This window comes from Streptomyces sp. NPDC006463 (genome assembly GCF_042870715.1).
GTDB lineage: Bacteria > Actinomycetota > Actinomycetes > Streptomycetales > Streptomycetaceae > Streptomyces.
On record NZ_JBIAHP010000006.1, the window covers coordinates 45,281 to 71,644 of the forward strand.

The window sequence follows — 26,364 nt, forward strand, 5'->3', positions numbered from 1 at the left end:
CCGTAATCCCCGGCGGGCGCACGACGCCGGCTACGGCACCTCGCCGCGTTGTCGGAACGCCCGAATACGCCCAGTAATGGGGGCGCCCCTCCGCCTTGCGATGCACCGCATCCGACGCCGTGCGCTGACCCACCGGGGATTATGGGACAGCCCTTAGTTAGGTCATGCCCCGGGCTTGCCGTGCGGGTGGACGACCATGGCCGAGCCGCCGCCGCGGCGGGTCGTCTCGGCCGCCGCCAGCCAGCGCCCGTCGGGCAGGCGCTGCACGCCGGTCGCGGCGCCGATCTCCGGGTTCTGGCGGAAGGCCTGCCCGATCGCCTCCAGTTCGGCGCGCAGCGGGCTGTTCCACAGGGCCGGCTCCAGCTCGGTGGTGGTCTGGTTGCGCTGGCTGGCCCGTGGCGCGGCGATCGCGTCGACCAGCGGCAGCCCCCGGTCCAGGTGGCCGATCAGGGTCTGCAGGACGGTGGTGATGATGGTGGCACCGCCCGGGGAGCCCACCGCGAGCACCGGCCGCCCGTGCTCCAGCACGATGGTCGGTGACACGGACGAGCGCGGCCGCTTGCCGGGGCCGGGCAGGTTCGGGTCGGGAACACCCGGCGAGATCGGGGCGAAGGAGAAGTCGGTCAGCTCGTTGTTGAGCAGGAAGCCACGGCCCGGGACGGTGATCGCGCTGCCGCCGGTGGATTCGATCGTCAGGGTGTAGGAGACCACGTTGCCCCAGCGGTCGGCGACCGTCAGGTGGGTGGTGTTGTCCCCCTCGTAGGCGGACGGCGCCGCCTTCCCGGTGGTGGCGCAGGGTACGGGGTCGCGCGGGTCGCCGGGGGCCAGCGGGCTGGTCAGCGCCTGGTCCGGCTTGATCAGGCAGGCGCGCGAGTCGGCGTACCGCTGGGAGAGCAGTTCCCGCGTCGGCACGTCCTCGGCGGCCGGGTCGCCGACCCAGCGGCCGCGGTCGGCGAAGGAGATCCGCGAGGCCTCGATGAAGCGGTGCAGGTACTGCGCCTCGGACAGCTTCGAAAGGTCGGTGCGCTCCAGGATGTTCAGCGCCTCGCCGACGGTGGTGCCGCCGGAGGAGGAGGGGGCGATGCCGTAGACGTCAAGGCCCCGGTAGCTCACCTGGGTCGGGGCCTGCCGCTTGGTCCCGTACGCGGTGAGGTCGCCGGCGGTGAGGTCGCCGGGGCGGACGTTCCGGGTGGCCGCGGGGTTCACCGGGGGCTTGCGGACGGCCTGGACGATGTCGTCGGCGATCGGGCCCCGGTAGAGCGCGCCGGTCCCCTTGCGGGCGAGTTCCGCGTACGTGGCGGCCAGGTCGGGGTTCTTGAAGGTGGAGCCGACCACCGGCAGGGCGCCGCCCGGCAGGAAGAGCTTCGCGGTGTCCGGGAAGTCCTTGAACCGGTCCTGGTTGAGCTCGGTCTGGGCGCGGAAGGTGGCGTCGACCGTGAAGCCGTCGCGGGCCAGCTTCTCGGCGGGCTTCAGCAGCTGGCCGAGCGGGCGGCTGCCCCAGGAGTCGAGGGCGCTCTTCCAGGTGGCGGGGGTGCCGGGGACGCCGACCCCGCGGCCGCTGGTCTGCCCCTCGGCGAAGGGGATGGGGACGCCGTTCTCCTGGAACAGCGAGGCGGTGGCCGTCGCGGGTGCGGTCTCGCGGCCGTCGATGGTGTGTACGCGGCGGGAGCCGGCGTCGTAGTAGACGAAGTAGCCCCCGCCGCCGATGCCGGACGAGTAGGGCTCGGTGACGCCGAGCGCGGCGGCGGTGGCGACGGCCGCGTCCACGGCGTTGCCGCCGGAGCGGAGTACGGCGATGCCGGCCGCGGAGGCGTCGGCGTCGACGCTGGCGACGGCCCCGCCGTAGCCGGCGGCCACCGGCACCTTGGCCGGGGTGGCCGTCGCGTCGGCGGCGGAGGGCGGAGCGGCCGCCCCGGTGGACACCAGCGCCCCGGCGAGGGCGACGAGCGCCAAGTGACGTGCGGCGGGACCACGCATCGGTACCTCCAGTCGACGGCCGGTCAGACCATGCCACCGCAGCCTAACTTCACGGGACCCCTCGCGTCATGAAGGCCATGCGACGGCTACCATCCGCCGCATGAACGACGACGTCCGCAACATCGTGCTCGGGGTGATCGCCACCGCGCTCAGCGGCGGGTTCGGCTGGTTCTCCCGGACCTACCTCTGGCGCCGCGCGCTCCGCCGCAAGCAGGCCTTCTTCGGCCTGCCGACCGGATCCGACTGCCTGTTCGTGGTGAACCGGCAGATGGGCGGAACCGATTCGTCACTGCACCGCAACGACGCCTTCGCGCTGCTGGAGATATCCGCCCTGATCAAGGACTGCGGGGCGAACGTGCAGATCGTCACCCACGACGGGGCCCGCCAGGGCTTCGGCGAACGGGCCGAGTTCTGCGTCGGCGGGCCCGCCTCCAACACCCGCACCACCGCGCACCTGACCTCCATGCTCCCGGGTGTCCGGTTCGACGTAGGCCTCGCGTCGGGCCATCCGGACCGCGGGTCGATCCGGATCGGCGAGGAGAAGTACCGCTGGGAGAAGGGGATGGTCGAGCACGTCCTGCTGGCGCGGCTGACGACCGGGCACGGCTCCCGGCCGGTGTTCCTGCTCTGCGGACAGACCGCCAACAGCAACCAGGCCGCCGCCCGCTACCTGGCCAAGCACCATGTGCGGCTTGCCCGCAAGTACGGCCGTGAGTCCTTCTGCATCCTGCTGAAGGTCATCAACTCCGATGCCTACGGGCCGGATGTGACGGAGCTGTTGGCGGACGTCACCGCTGCGGCCCGGACACCCGTAGCGGAAGCCGCGTGATGCCGTTGATGAAGTTGGAGACCAGCCGCCCCGGAGGTCCGGCGAGTTCGGGCGGGGGCATGACCGCGCGCCACTCCTCGTAGAAGGTGCGCAGCTGGAGCCGGGCGAAGTGGGCACCGAGGCAGACGTGCGGGCCGTCCCCGAAGGAGACGTGCGGGTTGGGCGTCCGGCCGAGGTTCAGGCGGCCGGGGTCGGTGAAGACGCGTTCGTCGTGGTTGGCGGAGGCGTGGAAGACCACCACCTTGTCGCCCGCCCGGATGCGCTGCCCGGCCAGCTCGGTGTCGACGGCGGCGGTCCGTCGGAAGCTGAGCACCGGCGGGTGCACGCGCAGGAGTTCGTCGACGGCACGATCCGTCGGGGCCCGGCCCTCGGCGAGCAGGCGGTAGGCCCCCGGGTCGCGGGCCAGCGCGAGCAGCCCGCCGGGCGCCGCGCTGCGCACGGTGTCGTTGCCCGCGACGGTGAGCAGGAAGAAGAACATCTCCAGCTCGGCGGGGTCGAGTCCGGCCTGGGCGAGGGCGGTCATCACGTCGTCGCCGGGGTGCGCGCGCTTGTGGGCGGCAAGTTCTCGGGCGTACGCGAACATCTCGCCGAGCAGGGCCGGTGAGCGCGGGTTGAGCGGCTTGCCGTCCGCGCCGAGGAGCGGAGCCGGGGCGTCGTCGGGGTCCTGGTAGCCGATGACCCGTACGGTCCACTCCAGCAGCAGGGCCCGGTCGGCGGGCGGGACGCCCAGCAGGTCGGTGAGGTTCAGCAGGGCGTATTCGTCGGTGACGGCGCGCACCACGTCGGCGGCGCCGTCCTCGGCCTTGTCCCTGGCGGCGGCGAGCAGGGCGCGGGCTCGGTCCCGTACCCGCCCGGAGAAGGCGTCGACCCGGGCGGGGGTGAAGGCGCGGGCGACGAGACGGCGCAGCCTGCCGTGGTCGCCGGCGGCCTTGTCCGGGTCCTGGTTGAGCATGGTGCGGCGCAGGAACGGCAGGTCGGCCGGGTCGGGGTCGCGGATCTGGGTGGCGCCCAGCCAGGAGGAGTACGTCCGGTGGTCGCGCAGGACCCGGACGACGTCGGCGTGCCGGGTGACGGCCCAGAAGCCGGGGCCGGCGGGCCAGCCCTGGATCTCCGGCTCCGGCTGCCAGGCCACGGGGTGCCGCTCGCGCAGCAGCCGGTAGCTGTCGTGCGGGACGCCGGCGGCGTAGATGCGGGGGTCGAAGACGTCGGGGACGTCTGCGGCGTGGTCCATGGGGCCACCGTGACGGTTGGGCGGCCCCGCCCGCAAGGGCGCGGCCGGCGGCGGGCCGGCCGCGCACGTCAGCGTTGCGTGTCGCAGTCGGCGGACGGGAGGGCGGCGTCGGGGCCCTGCAGGGTTACCGGGCTCATGGCGTCCCGTGCGGCGGAGACGCCGACGGTGCACACCAGCTGCTTGCGGGCCAGTTCCGACAGGCTGCCCACGGCGAACGGGACACGGACCGTCACCCCCTTGCCCGGCGAGTACTCGCCCACCGACGCCTGCTCCGCCTGCCCGGCGGGCAGCCGCGGCAGCTCCGTGGTGAGCCCGGCCGCCTGAGCGGGACCGACGGGGCCGTTCAGCAGCAGCCGCAGGACCACGACGGGCGCGAGCGTGTATTCGGCGCTGACCACGAACGGGACCGGGACGAGCCGGTCGTTCTCCTTGGAGACGAAGTAGAGGACGGCAGTGGTCCTGTCGCGGGGGACCTTGGCGGTGGCGGCATGGCCGCTCTCGATCACCCCGGTGGTTTTGATCCCGCATCCGGCGAGCAGCAGGGCGCAGGCCGTCAGCACCGCCGTGGCCGCCGCGGCCCGGGACCTCGTCGTCCGCCCCGTCACGCGCGGGCCTCCAGCGGCATGTCGAGGGAGAAGAGGGCTCCCCCGGACGGCCTGTTGCCCGCACGGAGGGTGCCACCGTGCAGGCGGACGTTCTCCAGGGTGATGGCGAGTCCGAGTCCGCTGCCGGCGGAGCGGGTGCGGGCCGCGTCGGCCTTGAAGAAGCGGTCGAAGATGTGCGGCAGCACCTCCGGCGCGATGCCGGGTCCGCTGTCGGCGACGTCGATCAGCAGCCGTTCGCCGTCCTCGCCCGGTGCGGTCCGTACGGTGACGCGCACGGGGGCGCCGCCGTGCCGCAGGGCGTTGCCGACGAGGTTGGCGAGGACCACGTCGAAGCGGCGCGGATCGAGTCGGGCGCGTACCAGGTCCGGCAGCTCGGTGACGACGCGCTCGTCGTCCCAGTGGCGTCGTTCGAGGGTCTTGCGCACGGCTTCGGCGATGTCCACGTCGTCGAGGTTCAGTTCGGCGGCCCGGGCGTCGAAGCGGGAGATCTCCATCAGGTCCTCGACGAGGACGGCGAGTTTGCCGGTCTCGGCGCTCACCAGGCGCAGGGCCTTGGCGGTGTCGGCGTCGAGGCTCGCGGCGTCCTCGTCGAGGACCTCGGTCACGGCGAGCATCCCGGCGAGGGGGGTGCGCAGTTCGTGGGAGACGTCGGAGGCGAAGCGGCGGGCGCGGGTCTCCGCGTCCCGCAGCTCGCTCACCGACTGCTCCAGGGCGCGGGCGGTCTCGTTGAAGGTGCGGGCGAGTCCGGCGAGTTCGTCGGCGCCCCGGACCTCGATGCGGGTGTCGAGGCGGCCGCGGCCCAGCCGCTGGGCGGCCCGGCGCATGTCGCGGACCGGCCGCAGCACGCTGCGGGCGGCCAGCAGCGCGGGGATGATGGCGATGGCCAGCCCCGGGACGGCGCCCTGCTGGGCGGCTTTGACCAAGGCCTCGACGGTCTGCTTCTCGGTGGAGAGCGGGACGCAGGCGAAGAAGACGACCCCGGTGGGTTCGGTGTAGCCGTTGTGCTTGAAGAGGACGGGGACACCGACCGTGAGGTACGGGTTGCCGCGCTGGTCCTCGACGCGCTGGAAGGCTGTGTACTGGCTGCCGAGGACCTTCTCGCGCAGGCTGGCGGTGACCACGGTGGAGGTGGGCGAGGCGGGGTTGGTGGAGGCGCGCAGGTCGCCGTACTCGGCGAAGAGGATCCACGGGTGGGGTTTGCCGCGCTTGCCGAGGTCGATGACGATGCGCTGGAGTTCCTGCTGGTCCAGGGGAAGGGGGAACTCCTGCTGCTCGACCTGGTCCCGCAGGGTGCTGACGGCGGTGTCCTGGGTCTGTTTGAGGATGGCGTTGCGCGCCTGCTGGTAGGTGAGGGCGGCCGTGCTCACCGCGCTGATCGCGGCGACCAGCAGGAAGGCCGCTATCAGCCGGGTTCGCAGCCCGAGCGGGGCTATTCGTCGCACCTCGCGCCCCCTACAGGGGACCGAAGCGGTAGCCGAAGCCACGCACGGTCTGGATGTAGCGGGGGCTCTTGTCGGGGTCCTCTATCTTGTGGCGCAGCCGGCGGACGCAGGCGTCCACCAGCCGGGCGTCGGCGTGGTAGCTGTGCTCCCAGACGTACTCCAGGAGCTGCTGGCGGGAGAAGACCTGCTCGGGCGAGGCCGACAGGTGCAGCAGGAGCTTGATCTCGCTGGGGGCGAGGGCGACGCGCTCGCCGTTCTTGGCGACGGTCAGCCCCGCGCGGTCGATGGCGAGTTCGCCGTGGACCGCGACCTCGGGGCGGCCGCCCATGGGGTCGCTGAGCCTGCGCAGTACGGCCTTGATACGGGCTTCTATGACCTCGGTGCGGGCGGGTTTGACTATGTAGTCGTCGGCTCCGGCCTCCAGGCCGATGACGATGTCGAAGTCGTCGCCGCGCGCGGTGAGCATGATGATCGGCACCTCGCTGGTCTCGCGGATGCGGTGGCAGACCTGAACGCCGTTCATCCTGGGCAGCATCAGGTCGAGCAGGACGAGCTCGGGGCGGAAGCTCGCCATCAGCTCCAGCCCCTCCTCGCCGGTCTCGGCGGCGCTCACCTCGTGGCCGCGGCGGCGCAGGCCGAGGCCGACCCCCTCACGGACGGAAGGGTCGTCCTCGATCAGCAGTACGCGTGGCATCCGGTCAGTATCCAAGGTGGTGCGGGGCTCGTCCTACCGCTGGCGGCCGATCTTGCGCCGCAGGGAGTCCAGCTGGTCGGTGATCTCCGTCAGGCGCAGCGGCCTGGCAAGGAGAACGACGACGCCCACCAGGGCGATGGTTCCCGCCGCGACCGCGGCGAAGTCCCCGAACCGCTCGGCGGCACGGGCGGCCGCGTACCCGGCGGCGCCCGCCGGTGCGCAGGCGGTCAGCAGCCGCAGGTGGGTCCGTACGGCGCTCGCCCGCTTCTCGGTACGGGTGCCCGCGCGCGGGCCGAGCCTGCGGGCGAGTGTGTACGCGGTGACGGCGGCGCCCGCGGTGAAGGCGACGGAGGAGGCCGCGGCCATGCCGGTGACCGCCCAGCGCGGGGACAGCAGGAGGTAGGCGGCGCCCGAGAGCCCGGCGTTCAGGGCGGCGATGGTGAGGTTGAGGAAGAAGGGGGTGCGGGTGTCGGAGAGGGCGTAGAAGCCGCGCGAGAGCACGTACTGCGCGGAGAACGCGATCAGGCCGGGCGCGAACGCCATGAGCATGCCCGCCATGACCTCGATGTCGGCGGGACCGGTGCGCCCGTACCCGAAGACGCTGCCCGTGACCCAGGGGGCGAGGGCGGCGAAGACCGCGGCGGCGGGGACGACGAGGGCGGCGCTGGAGCGCAGCGCGTAGGAGACGTCCGCGCGCAGGGCGGCGAGGTCGCCGTCGGCCGCGGCCGAACTCATCCGGGGCATCAGGGCGGTGACGAGGGAGACGGTGATGATGCCCTGCGGGACGATCCACAGCTGGTAGGCGTTGCTGTAGGCGGTGTAGCCGACGCCCTCCGCGAGGCCCGCCTTGACCGCGAGGTCTCCGGTGGTGGTGGAGAGCCGGGTCACCACCCAGTAGGCGATCTGGTTGGTGAGGACGAGCATCACCAGCCAGCCCGCGTTGCGCAGCGGGCGGGTGAGACCGCTGCCGCGCCAGTCGAAACGGGGGCGCCAGCGGAAGCGGGCGGCGCGCAGCGAGGGGATCAGGGCGAGGGCCTGGATGACGATGCCCGCGGTGGTGCCGATGCCGAGGAGCCGGGTGTCGGCGGCGGTGAGGCCGTCTGCCGCGTCGTGGGAGAGGTGGAGGAAGAGCCCGAAGACGCCGATGATCACGACGTTGTTGAGGACCGGGGTCCACATCATCGCGCCGAACCGGCCGCGGGCGTTCAGTACCTGCCCGAGCAGGGTGAACAGGCCGTAGAAGAGGATCTGCGGGAGGCAGAACCGGGCCAGGGCGACGGTGGTGCTCTGCTGCGCCCCGCTGTAGGGGGTGTACGCGCCGACGATGAGCGGGGTGGCGAGGACCGCGGCGGCGGTGAGCAGGGCGAGTGCCGCGGTGCAGGCGGTCAGCAGCCGGTCGGTGTACGCGGCCCCGCCGTCCTCGTGCTCCTTGGCGGCGCGTATGAGCTCGGGGACGAAGACGGCGTTGAGCGCGCCGCCGATCAGGAGCATGTAGATGATGTTCGGGACGGTGTTGGCGACGGCGTAGCTGTCGCCGAGCAGTCCGGTGCCCAGCGCCGCGACGACGACCGCGGAGCGGATGAAGCCGGTGGCGCGGGAGACGATCGATCCGGCCGCCATGAGGGCGCCGCTGCGCAGCACCGAGGTCTTCTTCGGCGCCGCGTGATCGCCACGGGAGCCACCGGCGCCGGCGGCGGCCGGCCTGGTGTCGGTGGCCGTCACCGGCGGGCGAGGTAGGCCTGGAACGCCTTGTAGAGCGCCGTGTTGGTGTATCCGTCCATCGGGGTCTCCCACTCGCCTAGCGTCTCGACGACCTGTCCGCCGGTGCCGAGCTTCCAGCGCAGCAGCCCGAAGGAACGTTCGTCGGGGTCGAGGGTGGAGGGTACCCCGCGCATGTCGTACTCGTCGGCACCGAGGGCATGTGCGTCGCAGATCATGCGCCACTGCAGGGCGTTGCTGGGCCGGACTTCGCGGCGGTGGTCGGCGGAGGCGCCGGTCTGGTACCAGACCCGGTTCCCGGCGACGATCATCGTGTGGGCGGCGAGGATCTCGCCCTGGTGGATGCCCAGGTAGAGCCGCATCCGGCCGGGCTCCTCGGCGTTGAGGACCTCGTACTGCTGCTCGTAGTACGACAGGGAGCGGCCCAGCCGGAAGCCGTCGCGCTCCTCGGTGATCCGCAGCAGCCGGTAGAACTCGGGCAGGTCGGCGGCGGTGCCGACGACCGTCTCCACACCTGCCTTCGTGGCCTTGCGCACATTGCGCCGCCACTCCTGGTTCAGACCCGACCACAGGTCGTCGAGGGTGCGGCCCGCCAGCGGCACCCGGAAGACGTGGCGGGGCTGGGCGTCGCCGTCGTCCTCGCCGCCGCAGCGCTTCCAGCCGCGGGTGCGCAGCCGGTCGGCGAGGGCGGCACCGACCGGGTCCACCTCGGTGGCCAGGACGTCGGAGATCTGCCGGCCGGGCCCGGCGGCGGACTTGGCGGTGGCCGCGTCCCAGCGCCGGTAGGCGGGGGTGGGGCCGATCCGGACCGCGAAGGCGCCGGCAGCCCTCAGGTGGCGCGTCAGCGGGGTCAGCCAACGGTCGATGTGCGGATCGGACCAGTCGGCGACGGGACCTTCGGGGAGGTAGGCGAAGTATTTGCGGGTACCGGGGAATTGGCGGTAGAGAACCAGTCCCACGCCCGCTATCTGACCGTCGGGGTAGTGCCATCCGACCCTTTCGGAGCGCCAAAGGTCCTTCACCTGGGCCCAGGAGGGGTACTGGAGAAAACTCGCCTGCCGGTGCTTCGAAAGGAAGCCCTGGTATTCCGGTAGAGACAGAGGGCGCATCGTCAGTTCCTGCTGCCGCTGCTGCTGTTGCTGGGAGGTGGTCGCGAGCATGCACATGACTCTCACAGCCGTCCATGACCGGAGCGCGCGGCGATTGTGACCGGACGATGACCGTTTCGCTGCGGTCCATGTCACAACCGAAGAGACGATCTGTTATCCGGATCGGGGAACCTAAAGTCGTCCTGTTCGCATCTACATTTGCGAACGGTCATTGATGGAGGGGTTTTCGTTGAGCCGCATACGCCGCACCGCCATAGCGGGCACCGCACTTCTGACCGCCGCACTGACAGCCTGCTCGGGCGGGGGCGGCGACCAGGCCGGCAAGGACGGCAAGGCCGAGCTGAAGCCGAAGACGGACATGGCGGTCTCGGTGAATCTCACGGGCGATCAGGTGAAGGCGGGCGAGCCGGTGACGGTGACCGTCGCCGAGGGCAAGCTGGCCCAGGTGAAGGTGACCGACACCAAGGGCGCGGAGCTGCCGGGGAAGATAGCCGACGACGGCAGGACCTGGACCTCGGAGCGCAACGCCCCGCCCGGCGCGGAGTACAAGGTCGAGGCGCAGAACACCCAGAGCCAGAGCGCCACCACGCAGTTCAAGACCGGCGCCGCCGACAAGGTGAACAAGGTCTCGATCAACATCACCAAGGGCAGCACGGTGGGCGTGGCGATGCCCGTGTCGCTCGTCTTCGACAACCCGGTGACGAACAAGGCCGCGGTGGAGAAGCAGCTCAAGGTCACCAGCTCGGACAACACCGAGGGCTCCTGGGGCTGGATCAAGGACCACGACGGCAAGGACCGTGTCGACTGGCGGCCCAAGGACTACTGGAAGTCCGGCACGGACGTGAAGGTCGAGATGAACCTGAACGGCGTGGACTCCGGCAAGGGCGGCGGTCTCTTCGCCCGGGACTACAACACCGAGTTCAAGATCGGCAAGGACCGCCGGATCCAGGTCAGCCTCGACACCAAGAAGATGTCGGTGACCGAGGACGGCCAGGCCCTGAGGACGATCCCGATCTCGGCCGGCACTCCGGGCGGCAAGAAGGCCTCCTGGTCCGGGAAGATGGTGATCATGACCAAGGAGGGCACCATCCGGATGGACTCCCAGACGGTGGGCCTGGACAACGCCTACGACAAGATGGTCGATTACTCGATGCGCCTCACCTGGTCCGGCATGTACGCGCACGCCGCCCCGTGGAACGCCGGCAACTTCGGCCGCACCAACAGCAGTTCCGGCTGCGTGGGGATGAGCGACGCCGACGCCAAGGAGTTCTTCGCGCAGTCCCAGGTCGGCGACTCCTTCGAGGTGGTCGGTGACGGCTCGAAGGGCCAGGCGGAGATCGGCAACGGCTACGGCGAGTGGAACCTGTCCTGGGACGCGTGGAAGGCCAAGAGCGCCCTGAACGGCACCCCGCAGAACGGCTGACCCCTCCACTGACACGTATCAATCGTTACCAGCGCGTAACTTACTCACGGGTTACCTGCGGTAATCCGCTCCCGTTACCGTCGGGTCATTCCCCCAACCCGGCGTCCGCGAGGAGCGATTGATGAAACGCACCACCACCGTCGCAGCCGTGGCGGCCGTGCTGGCGGCAGCCGCCCTGGGCCTGGCCCCCCACCAGGCCCAGGCGGCTTCCGCACCCTCCGCGGCAGCCACCGTCGACGCCTCGTCGGAAGCGACTTTCCATGACATCCCCGGCTCCGGGGGCATCACCCTCAAGGGCAACGTCTTCACCCCCGCGGGCGCCGAGGCGGGCCGGAAGTACCCGCTGATCGTGCTCCCCAGCAGCTGGGGCCTGCCGCAGATCGAATACATCGCCCAGGCCAGGCAACTCGCCGACTCCGGCTACGTGGTGGTCAGCTACACCTCCCGCGGCTTCTGGCTCTCCGGCGGCCAGATCGAGGTGGCCGGCCCGCCCGACATCGCCGACGTCTCGGCCGTCATCGACTGGGCCCTGGCCAACTCCCCCGCCGACGCGGACCGCATCGGCCTCGGCGGGGTCTCGTACGGCGCGGGCATCAGCCTGCTGGCCTCGGCGCACGACCCGCGCGTCAAGGCGGTGGTCGCGATGAGCGGCTGGGCCGACATCATCGAGTCCATCTACTCCGGCCGCACCCAGCACCGCCAGGCCGCCGGGATGCTCGGCGCCGCAGGCTTCCTCACCGGCCGCCCCGGCCCCGAACTCCGGTCGATCCTCAGCGACTTCCTCGGCTCCAGACTGGACCGGGAGCAGCAGATGATCGAGTGGGGCAAGAAGCGGTCGGCCGCCGAGCAGGTGGACCGGATCAACGCCAACGGCGCCGCGATCATGCTCGGCAACGCGTGGGGCGACACCATCTTCCCGCCCAACCAGTACGCGGAGTTCTACGAGAAGCTGACCGGTCCCAAGCGCCTGGAGTTCCGCCCGGGCGACCACGCCACCGCCGAGGCCACCGGCCTGCTGGGCCTGCCCAACGACACCTGGACCAACGCCCACCGCTGGTTCGACCGCTACCTCAAGGGCGAGCGCAACGGCGTCGACACCAAGGCCCCGGTGCAGATCAAGTCCCGCAGCAACGACGCGTACGAGGGCTACGCCGACTGGAAGTCGGTCGGCGCGGGCGGTACCGAGAAGCTCGCGCTCTCCGACAGCGAACACCTCTTCGCCAATGTCGACTCCGGCGCCAACGGCGGGACCATCTTCCTCTCCAGCATCCTCGACCAGCTGGCCCAGGCGCCCCCGATCGCCTCCATACCGCTGCTCCCCCGCGCCTTCGCCGCCGTGTGGCAGTCCGGGCACTACGGCGAGGCGCGCCGGGTCCGCGGCACGGTCAAGGTCCACACCACGGTCACTCCCACCAAGGGCGACGGCACCTTCGTCGCGTACCTGTACGACGTCGGCCCGCTCGGCATCGGCAAGCTGGTCAGCAACGCCCCCTACACGTTCCACGGGCGCACTCCCGGGCAGTCCTTCGGCGTGGACCTGGAGCTGTTCTCCACCGCCTACGACGTGCCCGCGGGCCACCGGCTCGCCCTTGTCATCGACACGGTCGACCCGCTCTACATCGAGCACAACCCCACCGGCGCACAGCTGACCTTCTCCTCGCCGCACACCGATCCCAGTTACGTGTCGGTGCCGCTGCGCGAGCAGTGATCCGCGGCTGCTGCCGAGCGGGGTGGCCCTTTTGAGGGATTGGCGGGACCCCCTCAGTGCCTGAGGATCGTGACGTCCCGCAGCTCGATCAACGGATCGACGACCATGCGCTGCCCTGCCCACTTGTCGGTGTGTCGAGTCCAGGCAAACTATCCAGCCCGGGAAGGGCGCTTCCCCTCGACACGCCTAAAGGCGACATAAACATCCCGGCCGGTCACCCCTCGGAGGCCTCCGCGTACGCCTGGCTGAGCTCGGGGGATCCGGTCATCGCCCAGGACACCCCCGACTCGATCACGTTCAGCTCGCGGCCCGAGGCCAGCCGGATCACCGGCTGGCCGTTGGGCCACACCTGCCAGCCGGCTCCCGGGATGGTGCGGATGATCACGGTCCCGAGGTAGAAGCCGGCGTCGTTGCCGAGCCACGGCACGGCCTCGGGATCCCGCCGCCAGCGGGGCATCAGCTGGTCGAGTTCCTCCAACGAGGCCCGGCTCTCATCCAGTTCGAGTCCGGCCGCCCTCGCCTGGTCGCGCAGCATCTCGCACTCCGAGAACAACTCGGCCACACCCTCGGGATCACCGGCGAAGGCGAGGGCGAGACCCGCACCCCGTTCCGTTTCGCGCCGGTTCAGCCAGTTGTCCAGGAAAGGGATGTTCATACCGACCAGCGTCGCACCAGGATCCGCCCCTGACCACAGGGCGCGCCTGGATCCGCCGGCCCGGATCCAGACCGTGTCTACCGGTCGAGATCCAGGTCCACGACGACCGGCGCGTGGTCGGACGCGCCCTTGCCCTTGCGCTCCTCGCGGTCGACGTAGGCGTCGGTGACGGCCTTGGCGAAGGGCTCGTTCCCGTACACCAGGTCGATTCGCATGCCCCTGTTCTTGGGGAAGGCGAGCTGGCGGTAGTCCCAGTACGTGTAGGGGCGGTCGTACTTGAGGGGGCGCGGCAGCACGTCGGAGAGACCGGCGGCCCGCAGCGCCTCCAGGGCGGCGCGCTCGGCGGGGGTGACGTGGGTGAGGCCCTCGAAGACGGCCGGGTCGTAGACGTCCTCGTCGGTCGGGGCCACGTTGAAGTCGCCGAGCACCGCGAAGGGGCGGGGGCCCGCCGCGTCCTCGGCGACGGCGGCGGTCAGGGAGCGGAACCAGCCCAGCTTGTACCCGTAGTGGTCGTGCTCGACCTCCCGGCCGTTGGGCACGTACACCGACCAGACGCGCACCCCGCCGCAGGTGGCGGAGATCGCGCGGGGCTCCTGGACCCCTTCGTAGTCGGGCCCGCCGGGCAGCCCCAGGACCACGTCGTCCATGCCGACCTTGGAGAGCAGGGCGACGCCGTTCCACCGGCCGGTGGCGTTGACGGCCGACTCGTAGCCCAGCTCGCGCAGCTCGGCGTGCGGGAACTGCTCCGCGGAGCACTTGGTCTCCTGGATGCACAGGACATCGGTGCCGGAGCTCTCCAGCCAGGCCAGCAGGCGCGGAAGCCGGGCGGTGATGGAGTTGACGTTGAACGTGGCGATACGCATACGTCCCAACCTACCGCCCGGCACCGACAGTCACAGGTCGGCGGCTTCCCCGGCGGTGAGCCGGCCGTGGTCCGTGCCGCCCAGGCTGTCCAGGGCCATGTCGTAGATCGGCCGGGCGATGTCGGACAGGTACGCGTCGTGGATGTCGATGGCCCGCCGCGGCTTGACCTCGCGCAGGTAGTCGATCACCTCGGAGACCTTGTTCCAGGGGGCGTGCACCGGAAGCATCAGCGTCTCCACCGCCGCGTCGGGCACGGTCAGCGCGTCCCCGGGGTGGAACAGCGAACCCTCCACGAGGTAGCCGACGTTGGTGACCCGCGGGATGTCCGGGTGGATCACGGCGTGCAGCTCGCCGTACACCCGCACCTCGAACCCGGCGGCGGTGAAGGTGTCGCCGTGCCCGACGGTGTGCACCCGGCCCGGGTAGGCGGGGGCCAGCCTCTGTGCCACGCTGCGCAGGGTCCACAGGCCCGCCGCGGGATTGGCGTCGAGGGCAGCCCGCAGCCGGCCCTCCTCGAAGTGGTCGGGGTGCTCGTGCGTGACCAGCAGGGCGTCCGCCCCCAGGCCCGCGTCCGGTTCGCTGAAGGCGCCCGGGTCGATGACGAGCGTGCGCCCGTCCTTCTCCAGCTGGACGCAGGAGTGCAGCCGCTTGGTGAGCTTCATGATCCCAGGCTAAGGGCTGCCCCGACCGCTACGGGGTCGTCGTGGACACCACGTAGACCTTGGGGTGCTCGGGGTCCGTGAGGTCGACGGTGACGTCCCGGGTGGGGCGCGGGTCCAGCTGCTCCAGGGTGATCCCGTACCAGGTGGCATCCGGGGTCCAGTTCCACCCCGCGACCTCGGTGTCGTGCGGGGAGATCGAGACTCCGGGGGTCAGCGCGTCCCGGCTGGTGCCGAGGTCGGCCAGGAAGGCGTCCAGGTCGGCGGGGGTGACCGCTATCTGTGTGAACAGCCGGCTGGTGCGCCAGTTGTTGGTCTCCAGGAACCCGACCCGCCAGGCCTTGGGCGGGATGGGGACCTCGTAGATGCTGCGCTGCACCTTCGAGGGCCAGCCGGGGCGCACCTTGGACGCGCCGATCCGGGCGGCCTTGTCGCGGCCGCTCTCGCGGCTCTGCTGGGTGGAGACGGCGAGGTAACCCGCGGGTACGCCGACCAGCAGCAGGATGATGATCGCGGTGATCCAGCGGCGCTTGACGACGTGGCCGCGGTCCTCGGCGGCGGGCGGCGGCGTACCGCCCTCGTCGGGGGCGGACGCCTGGTGGGGCAGGGTGGGCGGGGTCACTGCTCGTTCTGGTCCTTGGATTCCGTGGGGCCGGTGGCGCGCCGGCCCAGCTGCGCGTAGCGCTCGTAGCGCTCGACCCGGCGGCGCGTGGCGCGGCGGAACCGGCGGGCGACGAGTCGGGCGAGGTCGGCAGCTCCGACCATACCCGCCTCGGGGCCGAGCTCGGCCTTGGCGATCCGGGCCTCGGGGCGGTAGCCACGGCCGGTGAGGTGGCGGCGGAAGGCGTCCCGGGCGGGGCCGATCAGCAGGTCGTCGGCGGCGCTGACGCCGCCGCCGATGACGAAGCAGGAGGGGTCGAGGGCGGCGGCGAGGTTGGCGATGCCGACGCCGAGCCACTGGCCGATGTCCTGGAGCAGCTCGATGCACATGGCATCGCCCTCGCGGGCCAGCTCGGTGATGAGCGGCCCGGTGATCTCGTGGACGTTGCCGCCGACCCTGGCGATGATGTTGTACGCGACCGGGGAGTCGGCCGCGGCGAGCTCGCGGGCCTCGCGTACCAGGGCGTTGCCGGAGCTGTACTGCTCCCAGCAGCCGCGGTTGCCGCAGGGGCAGCGGTGGCCGCCGGGGACGACTTGCATGTGGCCGAACTCTCCGGCGACCCCGTACCGGCCGCGCTTGACCTGGCCGCCTTCGAGGATGGCCCCGCCGATGCCGGTGCCGAGGGTGATCATGACGAGGTGGTCCTCGCCGCGCCCGGCGCCGAAGCGCCATTCCGCCCACGCCGCGGTGTTGGCATCGTTGTCGACCATGACCGGCACCGCGAGCCGGGACTGGAGGGCGTCGCGCAGCGGCTCGTCGCGCCAGGCCAGGTGGGGCGCGAAGAGGACGCGGGAGCGGTCGGCGTCGACCCAGCCGGCCGCCCCGATGCCCACCGCGTGCACGTCGTGCCGGTCGGACAGGTCCAGCACCAGCTCGACGATGGTGTCCTCGACGACCTTGGCGCTCTTGGACTTGTCCGGCGTCTCGGCGCGGATCTTCTCCAGGATGACGCCGTCGGCGTCGACGACGCCGGCCATGACCTTGGTGCCGCCGATGTCGATGCCGACGGTCGGGACGCGCGGGGCGGTCAGGTGCGACCGGCGCTCACGGGTCCCGATGGTCCGCAGGACGGTGCCTCGCGCCGCCCCCCGGTGGGCGAGCGTGAAGTCCCGGTACGTGCTCATCGAGTCGTGTCGCCCCTGTCGGAGGAAGTGGAGCCGGAAGCCGATTCGGTGGCGGAGCCGGAATCCGGATCGGCTGCGCCGGATGCGGCGCCTGGGCCTGATTCTGCCACTCGCTCCAGTTCGTGGCTCAGTTCGTCCAGCTCGGAACCGCCCGCCATCTGCCGGGTGAGCTCGTCGAGGGTGATCGAGTCGCGGGTGTGGCTGCCCGCCATGGTGCCGCGCTTGAGGAGCACGAACCGGTCGCCGACCAGGTGGGCGTGGTGCGGGTTGTGGGTGATCAGCACCACGCCGAGGCCGGCGTCGCGGGCGGCGGCTACGTACTTGAGGACCACGCCGGACTGCTTGACGCCGAGCGCGGCGGTCGGCTCGTCGAGCACGAGGACCTTCGCACCGAAGTGGACGGCGCGGGCGATGGCCACGCACTGGCGCTCGCCGCCGGAGAGGGTTCCGATTGGCTGGTCGACGTCGCGCAGGTCGATGCCCATGCGCAGCAGCTCGGCGCGGGTGGTCCGCCGCATGTGGTCCACGTCGAGGCGGCGCAGCGGGCCGCGGCCCTTGGTCGGCTCGGACCCGAGGAAGAAGTTCCGCCATACGGGCATGAGCGGGACGACGGCGAGGTCCTGGTAGACGGTGGCGATGCCGCGGTCGAGGGCCGCGCGCGGATTGACGAGCACGGTCTCCTCCCCCTCGATCTCGAAGGTGCCGGCGTCGTGCTGGTGCAGCCCCGCGATGATCTTGATGAGGGTGGACTTGCCGGCGCCGTTGTCGCCGAGGACACAGGTGATCTCGCCCGCCGCGACCTCCAGGGAGACTCCTTGGAGGGCGCGGATGTTTCCGTAGTACTTGCTGACCTCGGTCAGCTTCACCAGGGGCGTCGCGCCGTTCGTCGTCACTTGCTCTCCTCCGCCCGCTTGCGGACCCATGCGTTGAGCAGCGTCGCGAGCAGGAGCATCGCGCCCAGGAAGAACTTGAACCAGTCCGGGTTCCACTGGGCGTAGACGATGCCGTTGCTGGTCATGCCGAAGATGAAGGCGCCGACCGCCGAACCGATGGCGGAGCCATAGCCGCCGGTCATCAGACAGCCGCCGATGACGGCCGCGATGATGTAGAGGAACTCGTTGCCGACGCCCTCGCCCGACTGGACCACGTCGAACGAGAAGAGGATGTGCTGGCCGGAGATCCAGGCGCACAGGGCGACGCCCATGTAGAGGCCGATACGGGTCTTCACGACCGGGACACCGGTCGCGCGGGCCGCGTGGGCCCCGCCGCCCACGGCGAAGATCCAGTTCCCGGCGCGGGTGCGCAGCAGGATCCAGGTGGCGACGGCGACCAGGGCCAGCCACCACAGGATGGTGATCTTCAGGGTGACCGAGCCGATGTTCCACTGCGAGGCGAAGAGGGCGCGCGCGGAGCTGAAGCCCTCCATGTCGGCGATGCTCTTGGTGGAGACCGATCCGCTGATCAGCTTGGTGAAGCCGAGGTTCAGGCCGGTCAGCATCAGGAAGGTGCCGAGCGTGATGATGAAGCTGGGCAGCTTGGTACGGGTCAGCATGACGCCGTTGAAGAAGCCGATGGCCAGGGTGACCAGCAGCGACACCAGGACGCCGACCCAGACGTTGGCGGTCATCTGGTAGCTGAACATCGAGGCCACCAGCGCCGACGTCGTGACCATGACACCCGCGGAGAGGTCGAACTCGCCGCCGATCATCAGCAGGGCCACCGGGACGGCCATGATCCCGATGGTGGAGGCCGAGTACAGCACCGTGCTGAGGCTGGAGGCCTGCAGGAAGCTGGGGGCGGCGAAGGAGAAGAAGACGAAGACGGCGGCCGCGCCGACCACGGCGCCCAGCTCCGGGCGGCCCAGCAGCCTGCGGACCAGGGAGGTGGGCGCGAGGCGTTCGTCCGCCGGGGCGGCGGCGCTCATCGGGTGCCCCGCTTGATGAACTCCTCCAGCTTGGCCGACTCGGCGGCCGTGACGATCTGCGGCCCGGTGAGCACCGGGCGGCCACCGCCGAGCACGTCCGCGTTGTAGCGGTAGAGCCAGAGCAGGTCGATCGCCTCGTAGCCCTGGAGGTAGGGCTGCTGGTCGACGGCGAAGCCGAGGGCTCCGGACTTCAGGTCGCGGGCGACGGATTCGTTGAGATCGAAGGTGTCCACCTCGGCCTTGCTGCCCGCCGCGTCCTTCGCCTTGACCGCGGTGGGGGCGAAGGGCGCACCGAGCGTCACGATCGCGTCGACCGAGGGGTCCGCCTGGAGCTTGGCCTGGAGGGCCGCCTGGACGGAGGGCATGTTGGTGCCCTCGACGTACAGGTTCTCCATCGTGCCGCCGAAGGTCTTCTTCGCCCCGGCACAGCGCTGCTCGTGGCCCACGTTGCCCTGCTCGTGCAGGACGCAGACGGCCTTCTTCCTGCCGCGCTCGGTCAGCTCCGTGCCGACCGCCTCGCCCGCGATCTCCTCGTCCTGGCCGATGTGGGTCAGTGCCCCGTAGGCGGCGGACTGGGCGGAGCCGGAATTGACCGTGACCACCGGGATGCCGGCCTTGACGGCCTTGGCGATGACGTCCTTGAGCGCTTCCGGCTTGGCGAGGCTCACGATGATCCCGTCGACCTTCTGGTCGATCGCGTTCTGCACGAACTGCGCCTGCTGCTGGGCCTGGTCGTCGTGGGCGTAGACGAAGTTGATGTTGTCCTTCGCCGCGGCCTCCTTGGCGCCCTTCTGGACGATGTCCCAGAAGGTGTCGCCGTCGCCCGCGTGCGTGACCATCGCGAAGGTCCAGCGCGGGGTGGACACGGCCGGCCGGCCCGCCGCGGCGGCTTTCGCCCGCTCCTCGGCGCGTTTGCCTCCCGTGCTGCTGCAGCCCGCGAGCGAGGCTCCCAGTACCGCCGCGAGCACGGCGCCCACGACGCGTACCCCTGTCCGAACCCTAGCCACGTCGCCGCGCCCTTCCCTCGTCCGTGTCGTCCGTCATCATTCGGTCATTCCGGTTCCAGCCGCCCAGTATCCGCCACAGTGGACCATGGCGGGCCATCGGGGCATGCGCGGGCAGATTGACAGGTCCCCCGGACGGGGTCAGGTTGAGTGCATGCGCATCGGGCTCATCGGAACAGGCCGGATCGGCTCGTTCCACGCGGCGTCGCTGGCCCGCCAGGCGGACGCCGGCTCGCTCCTGCTCGCCGACGCCGACCCCGCGCGGGCGGCCCGCCTGGCCGACCGGCTCGGGGCCACCGCGGCGCCCTCCGTGGAGCAGGTCTTCACCTGGGGCGTGGACGCGGTGGTCGTGGCCTGCTCGACCGAGGGCCACGCCGAGTTGGTCGTGCGCGCGGTACGCGGCGGCCTGCCGGTGTTCTGCGAGAAGCCGCTTGCCCCGGACCTGGCCCGCACCCTCGCCGTGCTGCGCGAGGTGGAGGCCGGCGACGGCGTGCTCCAGCTGGGATTCATGCGCCGCTTCGACTCGGGCTACCGCACCGCCCGGGAGCTGGTCCGCTCGGGCGCCCTGGGGCGGCTGCACACCGTACGCACGATGACCGCCGATCCGGCTCCCCCGACCGCCGCGTACCTGGCGGCCTCGGGCGGTCTGTACCGGGACTGCCTCGTGCACGATTTCGACATGGTCCGCTGGGTCACCGGGCACGAGGTGACGGAGGTGTACGCGGCCGGGTCGGACGCGGGCCCGCCGCGGTTCCGGGAGACGGGTGACATCGACACGGCCGCGGCCGTGCTGACCCTGGACGACGGCACGCTCGTCACCGCGACGGGCGGCCGGATCAACGGCGCCGGCTACGACGTGCGGATGGAGCTGGCCGGGGAGCTGGACCAGGTGTCCGCCGGGCTGGACGACCGTACGCCGATCGCCTCGACCGAGCCGCACGGCCCGCCCCCGGCGAGCAAGCCGTGGACGGGCTTCCTGGAGCGCTTCGGCCCCGCGTACGAGGCGGAGCTGACGGCCTTCGTGCGCCTGGTGCGCGGCGAGGGCCCCAACGCCTGCGACGGCAGGGAGGCGCTCGCCGCGTTCCGGGTCGCGGAGGCGTGCGAGCTCTCGCGCCGCGAGGGGCGCCGGGTACGGCTGGAGGAGCTGCCGGATCTGTGAGCGGCGGCTGCGGCTCCTCACACTGCTGCGGCTTGTCATGTACGGCTACCAGCACACCGGCAGCCGCTTCACTCCCCGGATCAGGGTGCCGGGGATCCAGTCGTGCGGGCCGGCGTCCGGGTCCTCGGCCAGGTCGGGGAAACGTTCCAGCAGGGCCCGGACCGCGATGCGGCCCTCCATGCGCGCCAGCGGGGCGCCGATGCAGAAGTGGATGCCGTGGCCGAAAGCCATGTGGCTCTGGCCGGTTCGGCGGATGTCGAAGACGTCGGGCGCGGTGAACCGCGCCGGGTCGCGGTCGGCCCCGGCCAGGGAGACCAGCACGGGCGAGCCCGCCTCGATCAAGGTGCCCCCGATCTCCAGGTCGGCGCGGGCGAAGCGGTACGTGGCGCTCTCCAGCGGCCCGTCGTAGCGGAGCATCTCCTCCACCGCGCCGTCGATCAGCCCGTCCGGATCGGCGCGCAGGGCCGCCAGCTGGTCGGGGTGCGCGAGCAGGGCCCGTACGCCGTTGCCGATCAGGTTGACCGTGGTCTCGTGCCCGGCCACCAGCAGCAGGAAGGCCATGCCGATCAGTTCTTCCGGGGACAGCTGGTCGCCGTCCTCGTCCCTGGTCCGGATCAGCGCGCTGAGCAGGTCCTCGCCGGGGCGCTCCCGTTTGGCGTCGGTGAGCTCGGCCAGGTAGCCGGACATGGCGCGCAGCGCCGCGGTCTCGGCCTCGGTGCCGGTCGGCGCGACGATCTCGGTGGACCACTGGCGGAACGAGCCGCGGTCGAGGTCGGGTACGCCGAGGAGTTCGCAGATGACGGTCATCGGCAGCGGTACCGCGAACGACGAGATCAGGTCGGCGCGGCGGTCGGGTCCGGCGGCCATCGCGTCGAGCAGTTCGCCGGTGACCTGCTGCACGCGCGGGCGCAGGGCCTCGACCCGGCGGGAGGTGAACTCGCGGGCCACCAGGCGGCGGAGCCGGGTGTGGTGGGGCGGGTCGGAGCGGAGCATGTTGGTGCTGAGGGTGGTGGTCGTGCGGTCGGCGTAGAGGCCGGCGGTCTGCCAGTTCTTCGACACGTCGGGGTGGGCGAGGGCCTGGCGGGCCTCGTCGTGGCCGACGATCAGCCAGATCCCTTCCCCGTCCGCCGTCTTGATGCGGTGGACGGGACCGTTCTCCCTCAGCCGCGCGTAGTGCGGGTAGGGGTTCTCGTTGAAGTCGTCGGCGAGGTTGCTGATGTCCAGAACTGGCATGGTGGCCAGCGTAGGGCCGCTGATCACCGTGGACGGGAGCGGTTTCGGACAATCGTTCAGCCGTCGACGGCGCGGCGGCCCCAGGCGGTACCGGCGAGCACGAGTGCGGCGCCCGCGAGGCCGAGGAGGCCGAGGTGCTCGCCGCCGAGGGCGATGCCGGCGACCGCCGCCCACAGCGGCTCGGTGCCGAGCAGCAGGCTGACGCGGGAGGGCGAGGTACGGCGGACGGCCCACATCTGCACGAAGAAGGCGAAGAGGGTGCAGAAGGCGGAGAGGAAGAGCAGCCCGGCCCACTCGGCGGCCCCGAAGCCGGTGGCCACGGCCCACGGGTCCTCCCCGGTACCGGGGACGCCCGCGAGCAGGGCGAAGACGAGGACGGCGCCGCCGAGCTGGACGGTGGTCAGGGAGAGCGAGTCGGCGTCCTGGACCGCCTTGACACGGGCCATCAGCAGGACGTGCAGGGTCCGGGCGAGGGCGGCGCAGAGCATGAGCAGGTCGCCGGGGCTGGGCGCGGTGAACCCCCCGCCCTGGGTCAGCAGGACCACTCCCGCGACGGAGGCCCCGGCGGCGGCGAGGAAACCGGCCGAGGGCGCGCGCCGCTTCACCACGGCCTCGGCGAGCGGAGTGAAGATCATGGTCAGGCTGATGATCAGCCCGGCGTTGGTGGCGGAGGTGTGGACGACCCCGTAGGCCTCCAGGAGGAAGATCCCGCCGAGTACGAGGCCCAGCAGCCCGGCGCCGCGCAGCTGGGCGGGGGTCAGCGCCCGCAGCCGCCGCCAGCCGGCCACGGCCAGCACCGGCAGGACGAGCCCGAAGCGCAGAACGAGTACGCCGATCACGGTCTGCGTGGTGGTGATGCCCTTGGCGGCGAGGTAGCTGCCGCCCCATACGACGGCGACGGCCAGCACGGGCAGGTCGGCGAGCCAGGCCCGGCGCGGGGCGGCGAGTGCGGGCGAGATCACGGTCACGGGGGCGTCTCCAGCGGCGGCGAGCGGGTGGAGACTTCGGCGGCTCGCACGGGTGCGGGGTCACCGTACCGGAGCCGATCATGACCGGTCGAGCCATTTGCGGGCGGCTCGCGGTGTGGCCGGTCGCGGCCGGCACGGCCACTGGCGGCTGTCAAGCCACGGGATTCAGGGACGTGACCGTGCGGGGGCGGGCGAGGCCTACTGGACGGACCCCCTGCTCCCCCTCACACCCCAGGAGATTCCCATGCCCCGCCCCTTCCGGAAGCCGCGCCTTCTCATGCTGGCCGCCTCGACCGCCGTGGTCGCGGGAGGCGTACTGGCACCGACCGGCGCGTTCGCCGCCACCCCCTCGGCGCCGCACGCGGTCGTGGCCGGTGCCCGCGCCGCGGCCACCGATGATCACGGCAGCAGCGACAAGGGGGCCACCCTCCTCGTGATCATCCGCACCGCGGACGGGAACGTCCGCATCTGGCCCGACCAGGGCAAGGACGCCGGCGGCTGGGTCAGCCCCATCGCCAAGGCCGTCACTGGCGGATGACGCCGGCTCGTCCGTGCTGCGGAACGGAGCCGCCACCGCATCCGGTGGCGGCCCGCCCTGCTGTACGGCGAGGTCCCCGGTCAGTCCGGGAACGAACCGAAGGTGGCGCGGCCCGTCGGCCGGTAGGTGTGGATGGCGACGCCGCTCGACGTCGTACGGGAGCCGGTCAGCTCGCAGGCCGTCGGCAGCCCGCCGGTCGGGAACAGCCGCCGCCCGGCGCCCAGGAACACGGGATAGGTCAGCAGGTTCAGCTCGTCCACGAGGTCCCGGGCCAACAGCCACTGCGCGAGCTGCCCGCTGCCGTGGACCTGCAGCTCACCGTCGAGGGCGTCCTTGACCCGCACGATCTCGCTCTGCAGGTTCTCACCGTCGAGCACGGTGACCGGGCCCCAGGCGGGGTCCTTGAGCGTGGTCGAGGCGACGTACTTCGGCAGCCTGTTCAGGTTGCCGGCGACCGGGTCGGCGGGGTCGTCGTGCTGCGGCCAGTACGACGCGAAGATCTCGTAGGTCCGCCGCCCGAGCAGGAACGCCCCGGTCCGGCCGAAGACCTCGGTGATGAACTCCCCCATGCCCTCGTCCGCGTACGGCACGAGCCACCCGCCGTACTCGAACCCGCCGCTGGTGTCCTCCTCCGGTCCGCCGGGGGCCTGCATCACGCCGTCAAGGGTCAGGAAGGTGGTGAGGGTCAGCTTGCCCATGGCTCTGCGCTCCTAGCTCGGTCGTCCGTACGCAGGTTCAGACTTCCGGGCCGCCGCGGACTCATCGGTGCGGCGCGCGAAAAACTCCATGTCCGATTCCCGCCAGCGCAGGACCGCGCACTCCCATTTCATTGAAACCGCAACCATTCATTGGAGGAGGACATCATGAACGGGATCGGGTCTGTGGCACTGGTGACCGGCGGCAGCCGCGGGATCGGCGCGGCGACCGCCCTGCGGCTGGCCGAGGACGGGCTCGACGTCGCGGTCAGTTACGTCAACGACGCGCGGTCGGCGGCCGAGGTGATCGGCAAGGTGGAGGCCCTCGGGCGGCGCGGGCTGGCCGTACGGGCCGACGCGGGCGACGGGGCGCAGGCCGCGGCGGCGGTGGAGGAGACCGTACGGGGCCTCGGGCGGATCGACGTCCTGGTCAACAACGCGGGGGTGGGCGTGCTCGGCCCCCTCGACGGACTGGGTCTGGCCGACGTGGACCGGGTGCTGTCCGTCAACGTCCGCGGGGCGTTCCTCGCGGCCCAGGCGGCGGCCGGACGGATGGGCGCGGGCGGGCGGATCATCACCATCGGCAGCTGCATGACCCAGCGGGTCCCGGGCCCGGGCGGCGCGCTGTACGCGATGAGCAAGTCCGCGCTGACCGGACTGACCAAGGGGCTGGCCCGGGAGCTCGGCGAGCGCGGCATCACCGCGAACCTCGTGCACCCGGGCCCGGTGGACACCGACATGAACCCGGCGGACGGGCCCTACGCGGACCCGCAGGCGGCGATGACGGCCCTCGGCCGGTTCGCCGCCGCGCGCGAGGTGGCGGCCATGGTGTCCTTCCTGGCCGGGCCGGACTCCGCGTACGTCACGGGCGCGGAGTTCGCGGTGGACGGCGGATTCGCGGCGTAGCCCCCGCCGGGCGTGCGGGCCGGACACCCCGGAGGGGCGCACCGCCGTGCGGTGCGCCCCTCCGGGCCGTGCGCGCCCCGGGGGTGTCGGCCCCCGGGGCAGTCGGCGGGGTGGTGTCAGCCGCCCAGCTCCTGGTGGCGGGCGGCGTGCGCGGCGGCGCCGGCCTCCGTCAGCGAGCCGTGCAGCCGCAGGCGGGAGAAACCGCCGTCCGGGAAGATGTCGATCCGCACGTGCGTGCCGACCGCCGGGGTGTCCAGCACGAAGCGGTGGTTGGTGTCGGGCTGCAGGCGGGTGCGCGGCAGGAACTCCGTCCACTCGCCCTCCTCGCCCGTCTTGACCGACAGGGAGGCCCAGCCGGCCGAGTTGCCCTTGAGGTAGGCGGTGTCGATCTCGACGGCGCGGATCTCGGACTCGGCGACGAGCTGGTAGCGGATCCAGTCGTTGCCGTTGTCGCGGCGGCGGGCGGTCTCCCAGCCGTCGTCCATCTTGCGGGAGCGGCCCGGGTTGATGGTGTTGGTCGGCGGGGAGTAGAAGCGGTTGGACGCGTCCTGGACCGAGCCGCCGTTCTCCAGGGCGACCACGTCGAAGGTGCCGAGCGTGGCGAGCCACTTCGGGTCCTGGGCGACCTCACCGTAGACGCGCAGGCGGGCGATGCCGCCGTCCGGGTGCTGGTTGACGCGCAGGTGCGTGAAGCGCTGCTCGGCGTCGACCTCGAAGCCGTTGGCCGCGTGGCCGCCGACCGGGGTGCGGGGGACGAGCACGGTCCACTTCACGTCGTCGCCGAGGAGCTCCTGCGGGGTCGGCGCGAGGGCGCCGTCCCAGTTGGTGCCCTCGATGGAGACGGCCTGCGGCATGTTGCCGCGGAAGTGGGCGGTGTCGACGACGATGCCGCGGATGACGCCGGGGGCGCCCAGGCGTACGAGCGCCCAGTCGTGGTCCTCGGGGGTCGGCCAGGGCTGCTCGGCGGAGACACCGCGACGGCGGCGGGTCTCCCAGCCGTCCATGATCTTGCCCTTGTGGCCGAAGTGCTCCGGGTCGAAGTGCGCGGCCTCGGCGATGAGCAGGTTCTCGCGCTGGGCGAAGAACTCGTCGTTGGCGGCGATGACACCGGCGCCCAGCTCACGGGCGGCGAGGTTCGCGTACTGGGTGAAGGGGAAGTCCGCGGTGCGGTAGTCCGCGTACGGGTCGCCGCCTCCGTACGGGTTCGCGTTGCCGGTGAAGGAGTCAATCGCCACTG

At 71.7% G+C, this 26,364-nt stretch carries 25 protein-coding genes; 6 read left to right on the forward strand and 19 right to left on the reverse strand.

What is annotated here, in order from left to right; genetic code table 11:
• Positions 1-162: 162 nt before the first annotated feature.
• A complete protein-coding gene (ggt, locus tag ACFYOB_RS13115) occupies positions 163-1,977 on the reverse strand; it encodes a gamma-glutamyltransferase (protein ID WP_388558843.1) in 1,815 nt (604 codons plus the stop codon).
• Positions 1,978-2,077: 100 nt separating this feature from the next.
• Between ggt and ACFYOB_RS13120 the strand changes: the two genes are divergently transcribed.
• The gene (locus tag ACFYOB_RS13120; RefSeq protein ID WP_388558846.1) at positions 2,078-2,806 is read left to right on the forward strand and encodes a hypothetical protein; all 729 of its coding nucleotides are present in this window, start codon (positions 2,078-2,080) and stop codon (positions 2,804-2,806) included.
• Here the strand turns inward: ACFYOB_RS13120 and ACFYOB_RS13125 are convergent.
• From ACFYOB_RS13125 to ACFYOB_RS13150, 6 genes are all read right to left on the reverse strand, one after another.
• Positions 2,766-4,037: a cytochrome P450 gene (locus ACFYOB_RS13125; protein ID WP_388558849.1), complete on the reverse strand. Its 1,272-nt coding sequence runs from the start codon at positions 4,035-4,037 to the stop codon at positions 2,766-2,768. The genes ACFYOB_RS13120 and ACFYOB_RS13125 overlap by 41 nt on opposite strands.
• Before the next feature lie 68 nt (positions 4,038-4,105).
• Positions 4,106-4,642 carry a hypothetical protein gene (locus ACFYOB_RS13130; RefSeq protein ID WP_388558852.1) on the reverse strand — a complete coding sequence of 179 codons (537 nt, stop codon included), beginning with the start codon at positions 4,640-4,642 and terminating at the stop codon, positions 4,106-4,108.
• Positions 4,639-6,084, reverse strand: coding sequence for an ATP-binding protein (locus ACFYOB_RS13135; protein ID WP_388558855.1), 1,446 nt, complete (start codon positions 6,082-6,084; stop codon positions 4,639-4,641). Before ACFYOB_RS13135 ends, ACFYOB_RS13130 begins: the two co-directional genes overlap by 4 nt.
• Before the next feature lie 10 nt (positions 6,085-6,094).
• Positions 6,095-6,778 (reverse strand): response regulator, encoded by a 684-nt coding sequence (locus tag ACFYOB_RS13140; protein ID WP_388558858.1) that lies wholly within the window; start codon positions 6,776-6,778, stop codon positions 6,095-6,097.
• Positions 6,779-6,811: 33 nt separating this feature from the next.
• Positions 6,812-8,500, reverse strand: a complete 1,689-nt coding sequence (gene murJ, locus ACFYOB_RS13145; protein WP_388558862.1) for a murein biosynthesis integral membrane protein MurJ — start codon at positions 8,498-8,500, stop codon at positions 6,812-6,814.
• Entirely contained in the window at positions 8,497-9,606 is a 1,110-nt protein-coding gene (locus ACFYOB_RS13150) for a lipid II:glycine glycyltransferase FemX (protein ID WP_388559506.1), read from the reverse strand. Before ACFYOB_RS13150 ends, murJ begins: the two co-directional genes overlap by 4 nt.
• 229 nt (positions 9,607-9,835) lie before the next feature.
• Between ACFYOB_RS13150 and ACFYOB_RS13155 the strand changes: the two genes are divergently transcribed.
• Both ACFYOB_RS13155 and ACFYOB_RS13160 read left to right on the forward strand, forming a co-directional pair.
• On the forward strand, positions 9,836-11,029 hold the full coding sequence (locus ACFYOB_RS13155; protein ID WP_388558865.1) for an Ig-like domain-containing protein: 1,194 nt from the start codon (positions 9,836-9,838) through the stop codon (positions 11,027-11,029).
• Positions 11,030-11,150: 121 nt separating this feature from the next.
• On the forward strand, positions 11,151-12,737 hold the full coding sequence (locus ACFYOB_RS13160; RefSeq protein ID WP_388558868.1) for a CocE/NonD family hydrolase: 1,587 nt from the start codon (positions 11,151-11,153) through the stop codon (positions 12,735-12,737).
• A gap of 214 nt (positions 12,738-12,951) precedes the next feature.
• On the opposite strand, the gene ACFYOB_RS13165 is transcribed toward ACFYOB_RS13160, so the two are convergent.
• From ACFYOB_RS13165 to ACFYOB_RS13200, 8 genes are all read right to left on the reverse strand, one after another.
• Entirely contained in the window at positions 12,952-13,392 is a 441-nt protein-coding gene (locus tag ACFYOB_RS13165) for a DUF6278 family protein (RefSeq protein WP_388558871.1), read from the reverse strand.
• 77 nt (positions 13,393-13,469) lie between these two features.
• Positions 13,470-14,255 (reverse strand): exodeoxyribonuclease III, encoded by a 786-nt coding sequence (locus tag ACFYOB_RS13170; RefSeq protein ID WP_388558874.1) that lies wholly within the window; start codon positions 14,253-14,255, stop codon positions 13,470-13,472.
• A 30-nt stretch (positions 14,256-14,285) separates the two neighbouring features.
• The gene (locus tag ACFYOB_RS13175; RefSeq protein ID WP_388558877.1) at positions 14,286-14,918 is read right to left on the reverse strand and encodes an MBL fold metallo-hydrolase; all 633 of its coding nucleotides are present in this window, start codon (positions 14,916-14,918) and stop codon (positions 14,286-14,288) included.
• A 28-nt stretch (positions 14,919-14,946) separates the two neighbouring features.
• Positions 14,947-15,537 (reverse strand): hypothetical protein, encoded by a 591-nt coding sequence (locus ACFYOB_RS13180; protein ID WP_388558880.1) that lies wholly within the window; start codon positions 15,535-15,537, stop codon positions 14,947-14,949.
• On the reverse strand, positions 15,534-16,700 hold the full coding sequence (locus ACFYOB_RS13185) for an ROK family glucokinase (RefSeq protein ID WP_388558883.1): 1,167 nt from the start codon (positions 16,698-16,700) through the stop codon (positions 15,534-15,536). Before ACFYOB_RS13185 ends, ACFYOB_RS13180 begins: the two co-directional genes overlap by 4 nt.
• Positions 16,697-17,623: an ATP-binding cassette domain-containing protein gene (locus ACFYOB_RS13190; RefSeq protein WP_388558886.1), complete on the reverse strand. Its 927-nt coding sequence runs from the start codon at positions 17,621-17,623 to the stop codon at positions 16,697-16,699. The genes ACFYOB_RS13185 and ACFYOB_RS13190 overlap by 4 nt, the downstream gene beginning before the upstream one ends.
• The gene (locus ACFYOB_RS13195) at positions 17,590-18,624 is read right to left on the reverse strand and encodes an ABC transporter permease (RefSeq protein WP_388558889.1); all 1,035 of its coding nucleotides are present in this window, start codon (positions 18,622-18,624) and stop codon (positions 17,590-17,592) included. The genes ACFYOB_RS13190 and ACFYOB_RS13195 overlap by 34 nt, the downstream gene beginning before the upstream one ends.
• Positions 18,621-19,601, reverse strand: coding sequence for a sugar ABC transporter substrate-binding protein (locus ACFYOB_RS13200; RefSeq protein ID WP_388558892.1), 981 nt, complete (start codon positions 19,599-19,601; stop codon positions 18,621-18,623). Before ACFYOB_RS13200 ends, ACFYOB_RS13195 begins: the two co-directional genes overlap by 4 nt.
• Positions 19,602-19,782: 181 nt before the next feature.
• On the opposite strand from ACFYOB_RS13200, the gene ACFYOB_RS13205 reads away from it, so the two are divergent.
• Positions 19,783-20,787, forward strand: coding sequence for a Gfo/Idh/MocA family oxidoreductase (locus ACFYOB_RS13205; protein WP_388558895.1), 1,005 nt, complete (start codon positions 19,783-19,785; stop codon positions 20,785-20,787).
• A gap of 45 nt (positions 20,788-20,832) precedes the next feature.
• Here the strand turns inward: ACFYOB_RS13205 and ACFYOB_RS13210 are convergent, their stop codons facing one another.
• Together ACFYOB_RS13210 and ACFYOB_RS13215 are read right to left on the reverse strand one after the other, a co-directional pair.
• Positions 20,833-22,020 (reverse strand): cytochrome P450, encoded by a 1,188-nt coding sequence (locus ACFYOB_RS13210; RefSeq protein ID WP_388558898.1) that lies wholly within the window; start codon positions 22,018-22,020, stop codon positions 20,833-20,835.
• Positions 22,021-22,076: 56 nt separating this feature from the next.
• On the reverse strand, positions 22,077-22,988 hold the full coding sequence (locus ACFYOB_RS13215) for a DMT family transporter (protein WP_388558901.1): 912 nt from the start codon (positions 22,986-22,988) through the stop codon (positions 22,077-22,079).
• Positions 22,989-23,232: 244 nt separating this feature from the next.
• Between ACFYOB_RS13215 and ACFYOB_RS13220 the strand changes: the two genes are divergently transcribed.
• Positions 23,233-23,526 carry a hypothetical protein gene (locus ACFYOB_RS13220; protein WP_388558903.1) on the forward strand — a complete coding sequence of 98 codons (294 nt, stop codon included), beginning with the start codon at positions 23,233-23,235 and terminating at the stop codon, positions 23,524-23,526.
• A gap of 80 nt (positions 23,527-23,606) precedes the next feature.
• Here the strand turns inward: ACFYOB_RS13220 and ACFYOB_RS13225 are convergent, their stop codons facing one another.
• Positions 23,607-24,224, reverse strand: coding sequence for a dihydrofolate reductase family protein (locus ACFYOB_RS13225; RefSeq protein WP_388558906.1), 618 nt, complete (start codon positions 24,222-24,224; stop codon positions 23,607-23,609).
• 165 nt (positions 24,225-24,389) lie between these two features.
• Between ACFYOB_RS13225 and ACFYOB_RS13230 the strand changes: the two genes are divergently transcribed.
• Positions 24,390-25,127 (forward strand): SDR family oxidoreductase, encoded by a 738-nt coding sequence (locus ACFYOB_RS13230; protein ID WP_388558909.1) that lies wholly within the window; start codon positions 24,390-24,392, stop codon positions 25,125-25,127.
• Positions 25,128-25,243: 116 nt separating this feature from the next.
• Here ACFYOB_RS13230 and alc read toward each other — a convergent pair whose 3' ends face one another.
• The gene (alc, locus tag ACFYOB_RS13235; protein WP_388558912.1) at positions 25,244-26,362 is read right to left on the reverse strand and encodes an allantoicase; all 1,119 of its coding nucleotides are present in this window, start codon (positions 26,360-26,362) and stop codon (positions 25,244-25,246) included.
• Positions 26,363-26,364: the final 2 nt, after the last annotated feature.

What these genes read in the sequence shown, in the direction of transcription:
- ggt (WP_388558843.1), bottom strand. Translation starts at nt 1,977, where the DNA reads ATGCGTGGTCCCGCCGCACGTCACTTGGCGCTCGTCGCCCTCGCCGGG.
- ACFYOB_RS13120 (WP_388558846.1), top strand. Translation starts at nt 2,078, where the DNA reads ATGAACGACGACGTCCGCAACATCGTGCTCGGGGTGATCGCCACCGCG.
- ACFYOB_RS13125 (WP_388558849.1), bottom strand. Translation starts at nt 4,037, where the DNA reads ATGGACCACGCCGCAGACGTCCCCGACGTCTTCGACCCCCGCATCTAC.
- ACFYOB_RS13140 (WP_388558858.1), bottom strand. Translation starts at nt 6,778, where the DNA reads ATGCCACGCGTACTGCTGATCGAGGACGACCCTTCCGTCCGTGAGGGG.
- ACFYOB_RS13150 (WP_388559506.1), bottom strand. Translation starts at nt 9,606, where the DNA reads ATGCGCCCTCTGTCTCTACCGGAATACCAGGGCTTCCTTTCGAAGCAC.
- ACFYOB_RS13160 (WP_388558868.1), top strand. Translation starts at nt 11,151, where the DNA reads ATGAAACGCACCACCACCGTCGCAGCCGTGGCGGCCGTGCTGGCGGCA.
- ACFYOB_RS13165 (WP_388558871.1), bottom strand. Translation starts at nt 13,392, where the DNA reads ATGAACATCCCTTTCCTGGACAACTGGCTGAACCGGCGCGAAACGGAA.
- ACFYOB_RS13170 (WP_388558874.1), bottom strand. Translation starts at nt 14,255, where the DNA reads ATGCGTATCGCCACGTTCAACGTCAACTCCATCACCGCCCGGCTTCCG.
- ACFYOB_RS13175 (WP_388558877.1), bottom strand. Translation starts at nt 14,918, where the DNA reads ATGAAGCTCACCAAGCGGCTGCACTCCTGCGTCCAGCTGGAGAAGGAC.
- ACFYOB_RS13185 (WP_388558883.1), bottom strand. Translation starts at nt 16,700, where the DNA reads ATGAGCACGTACCGGGACTTCACGCTCGCCCACCGGGGGGCGGCGCGA.
- ACFYOB_RS13190 (WP_388558886.1), bottom strand. Translation starts at nt 17,623, where the DNA reads ATGGGTCCGCAAGCGGGCGGAGGAGAGCAAGTGACGACGAACGGCGCG.
- ACFYOB_RS13195 (WP_388558889.1), bottom strand. Translation starts at nt 18,624, where the DNA reads ATGAGCGCCGCCGCCCCGGCGGACGAACGCCTCGCGCCCACCTCCCTG.
- ACFYOB_RS13205 (WP_388558895.1), top strand. Translation starts at nt 19,783, where the DNA reads ATGCGCATCGGGCTCATCGGAACAGGCCGGATCGGCTCGTTCCACGCG.
- ACFYOB_RS13210 (WP_388558898.1), bottom strand. Translation starts at nt 22,020, where the DNA reads ATGCCAGTTCTGGACATCAGCAACCTCGCCGACGACTTCAACGAGAAC.
- ACFYOB_RS13220 (WP_388558903.1), top strand. Translation starts at nt 23,233, where the DNA reads ATGCCCCGCCCCTTCCGGAAGCCGCGCCTTCTCATGCTGGCCGCCTCG.
- ACFYOB_RS13225 (WP_388558906.1), bottom strand. Translation starts at nt 24,224, where the DNA reads ATGGGCAAGCTGACCCTCACCACCTTCCTGACCCTTGACGGCGTGATG.
- ACFYOB_RS13230 (WP_388558909.1), top strand. Translation starts at nt 24,390, where the DNA reads ATGAACGGGATCGGGTCTGTGGCACTGGTGACCGGCGGCAGCCGCGGG.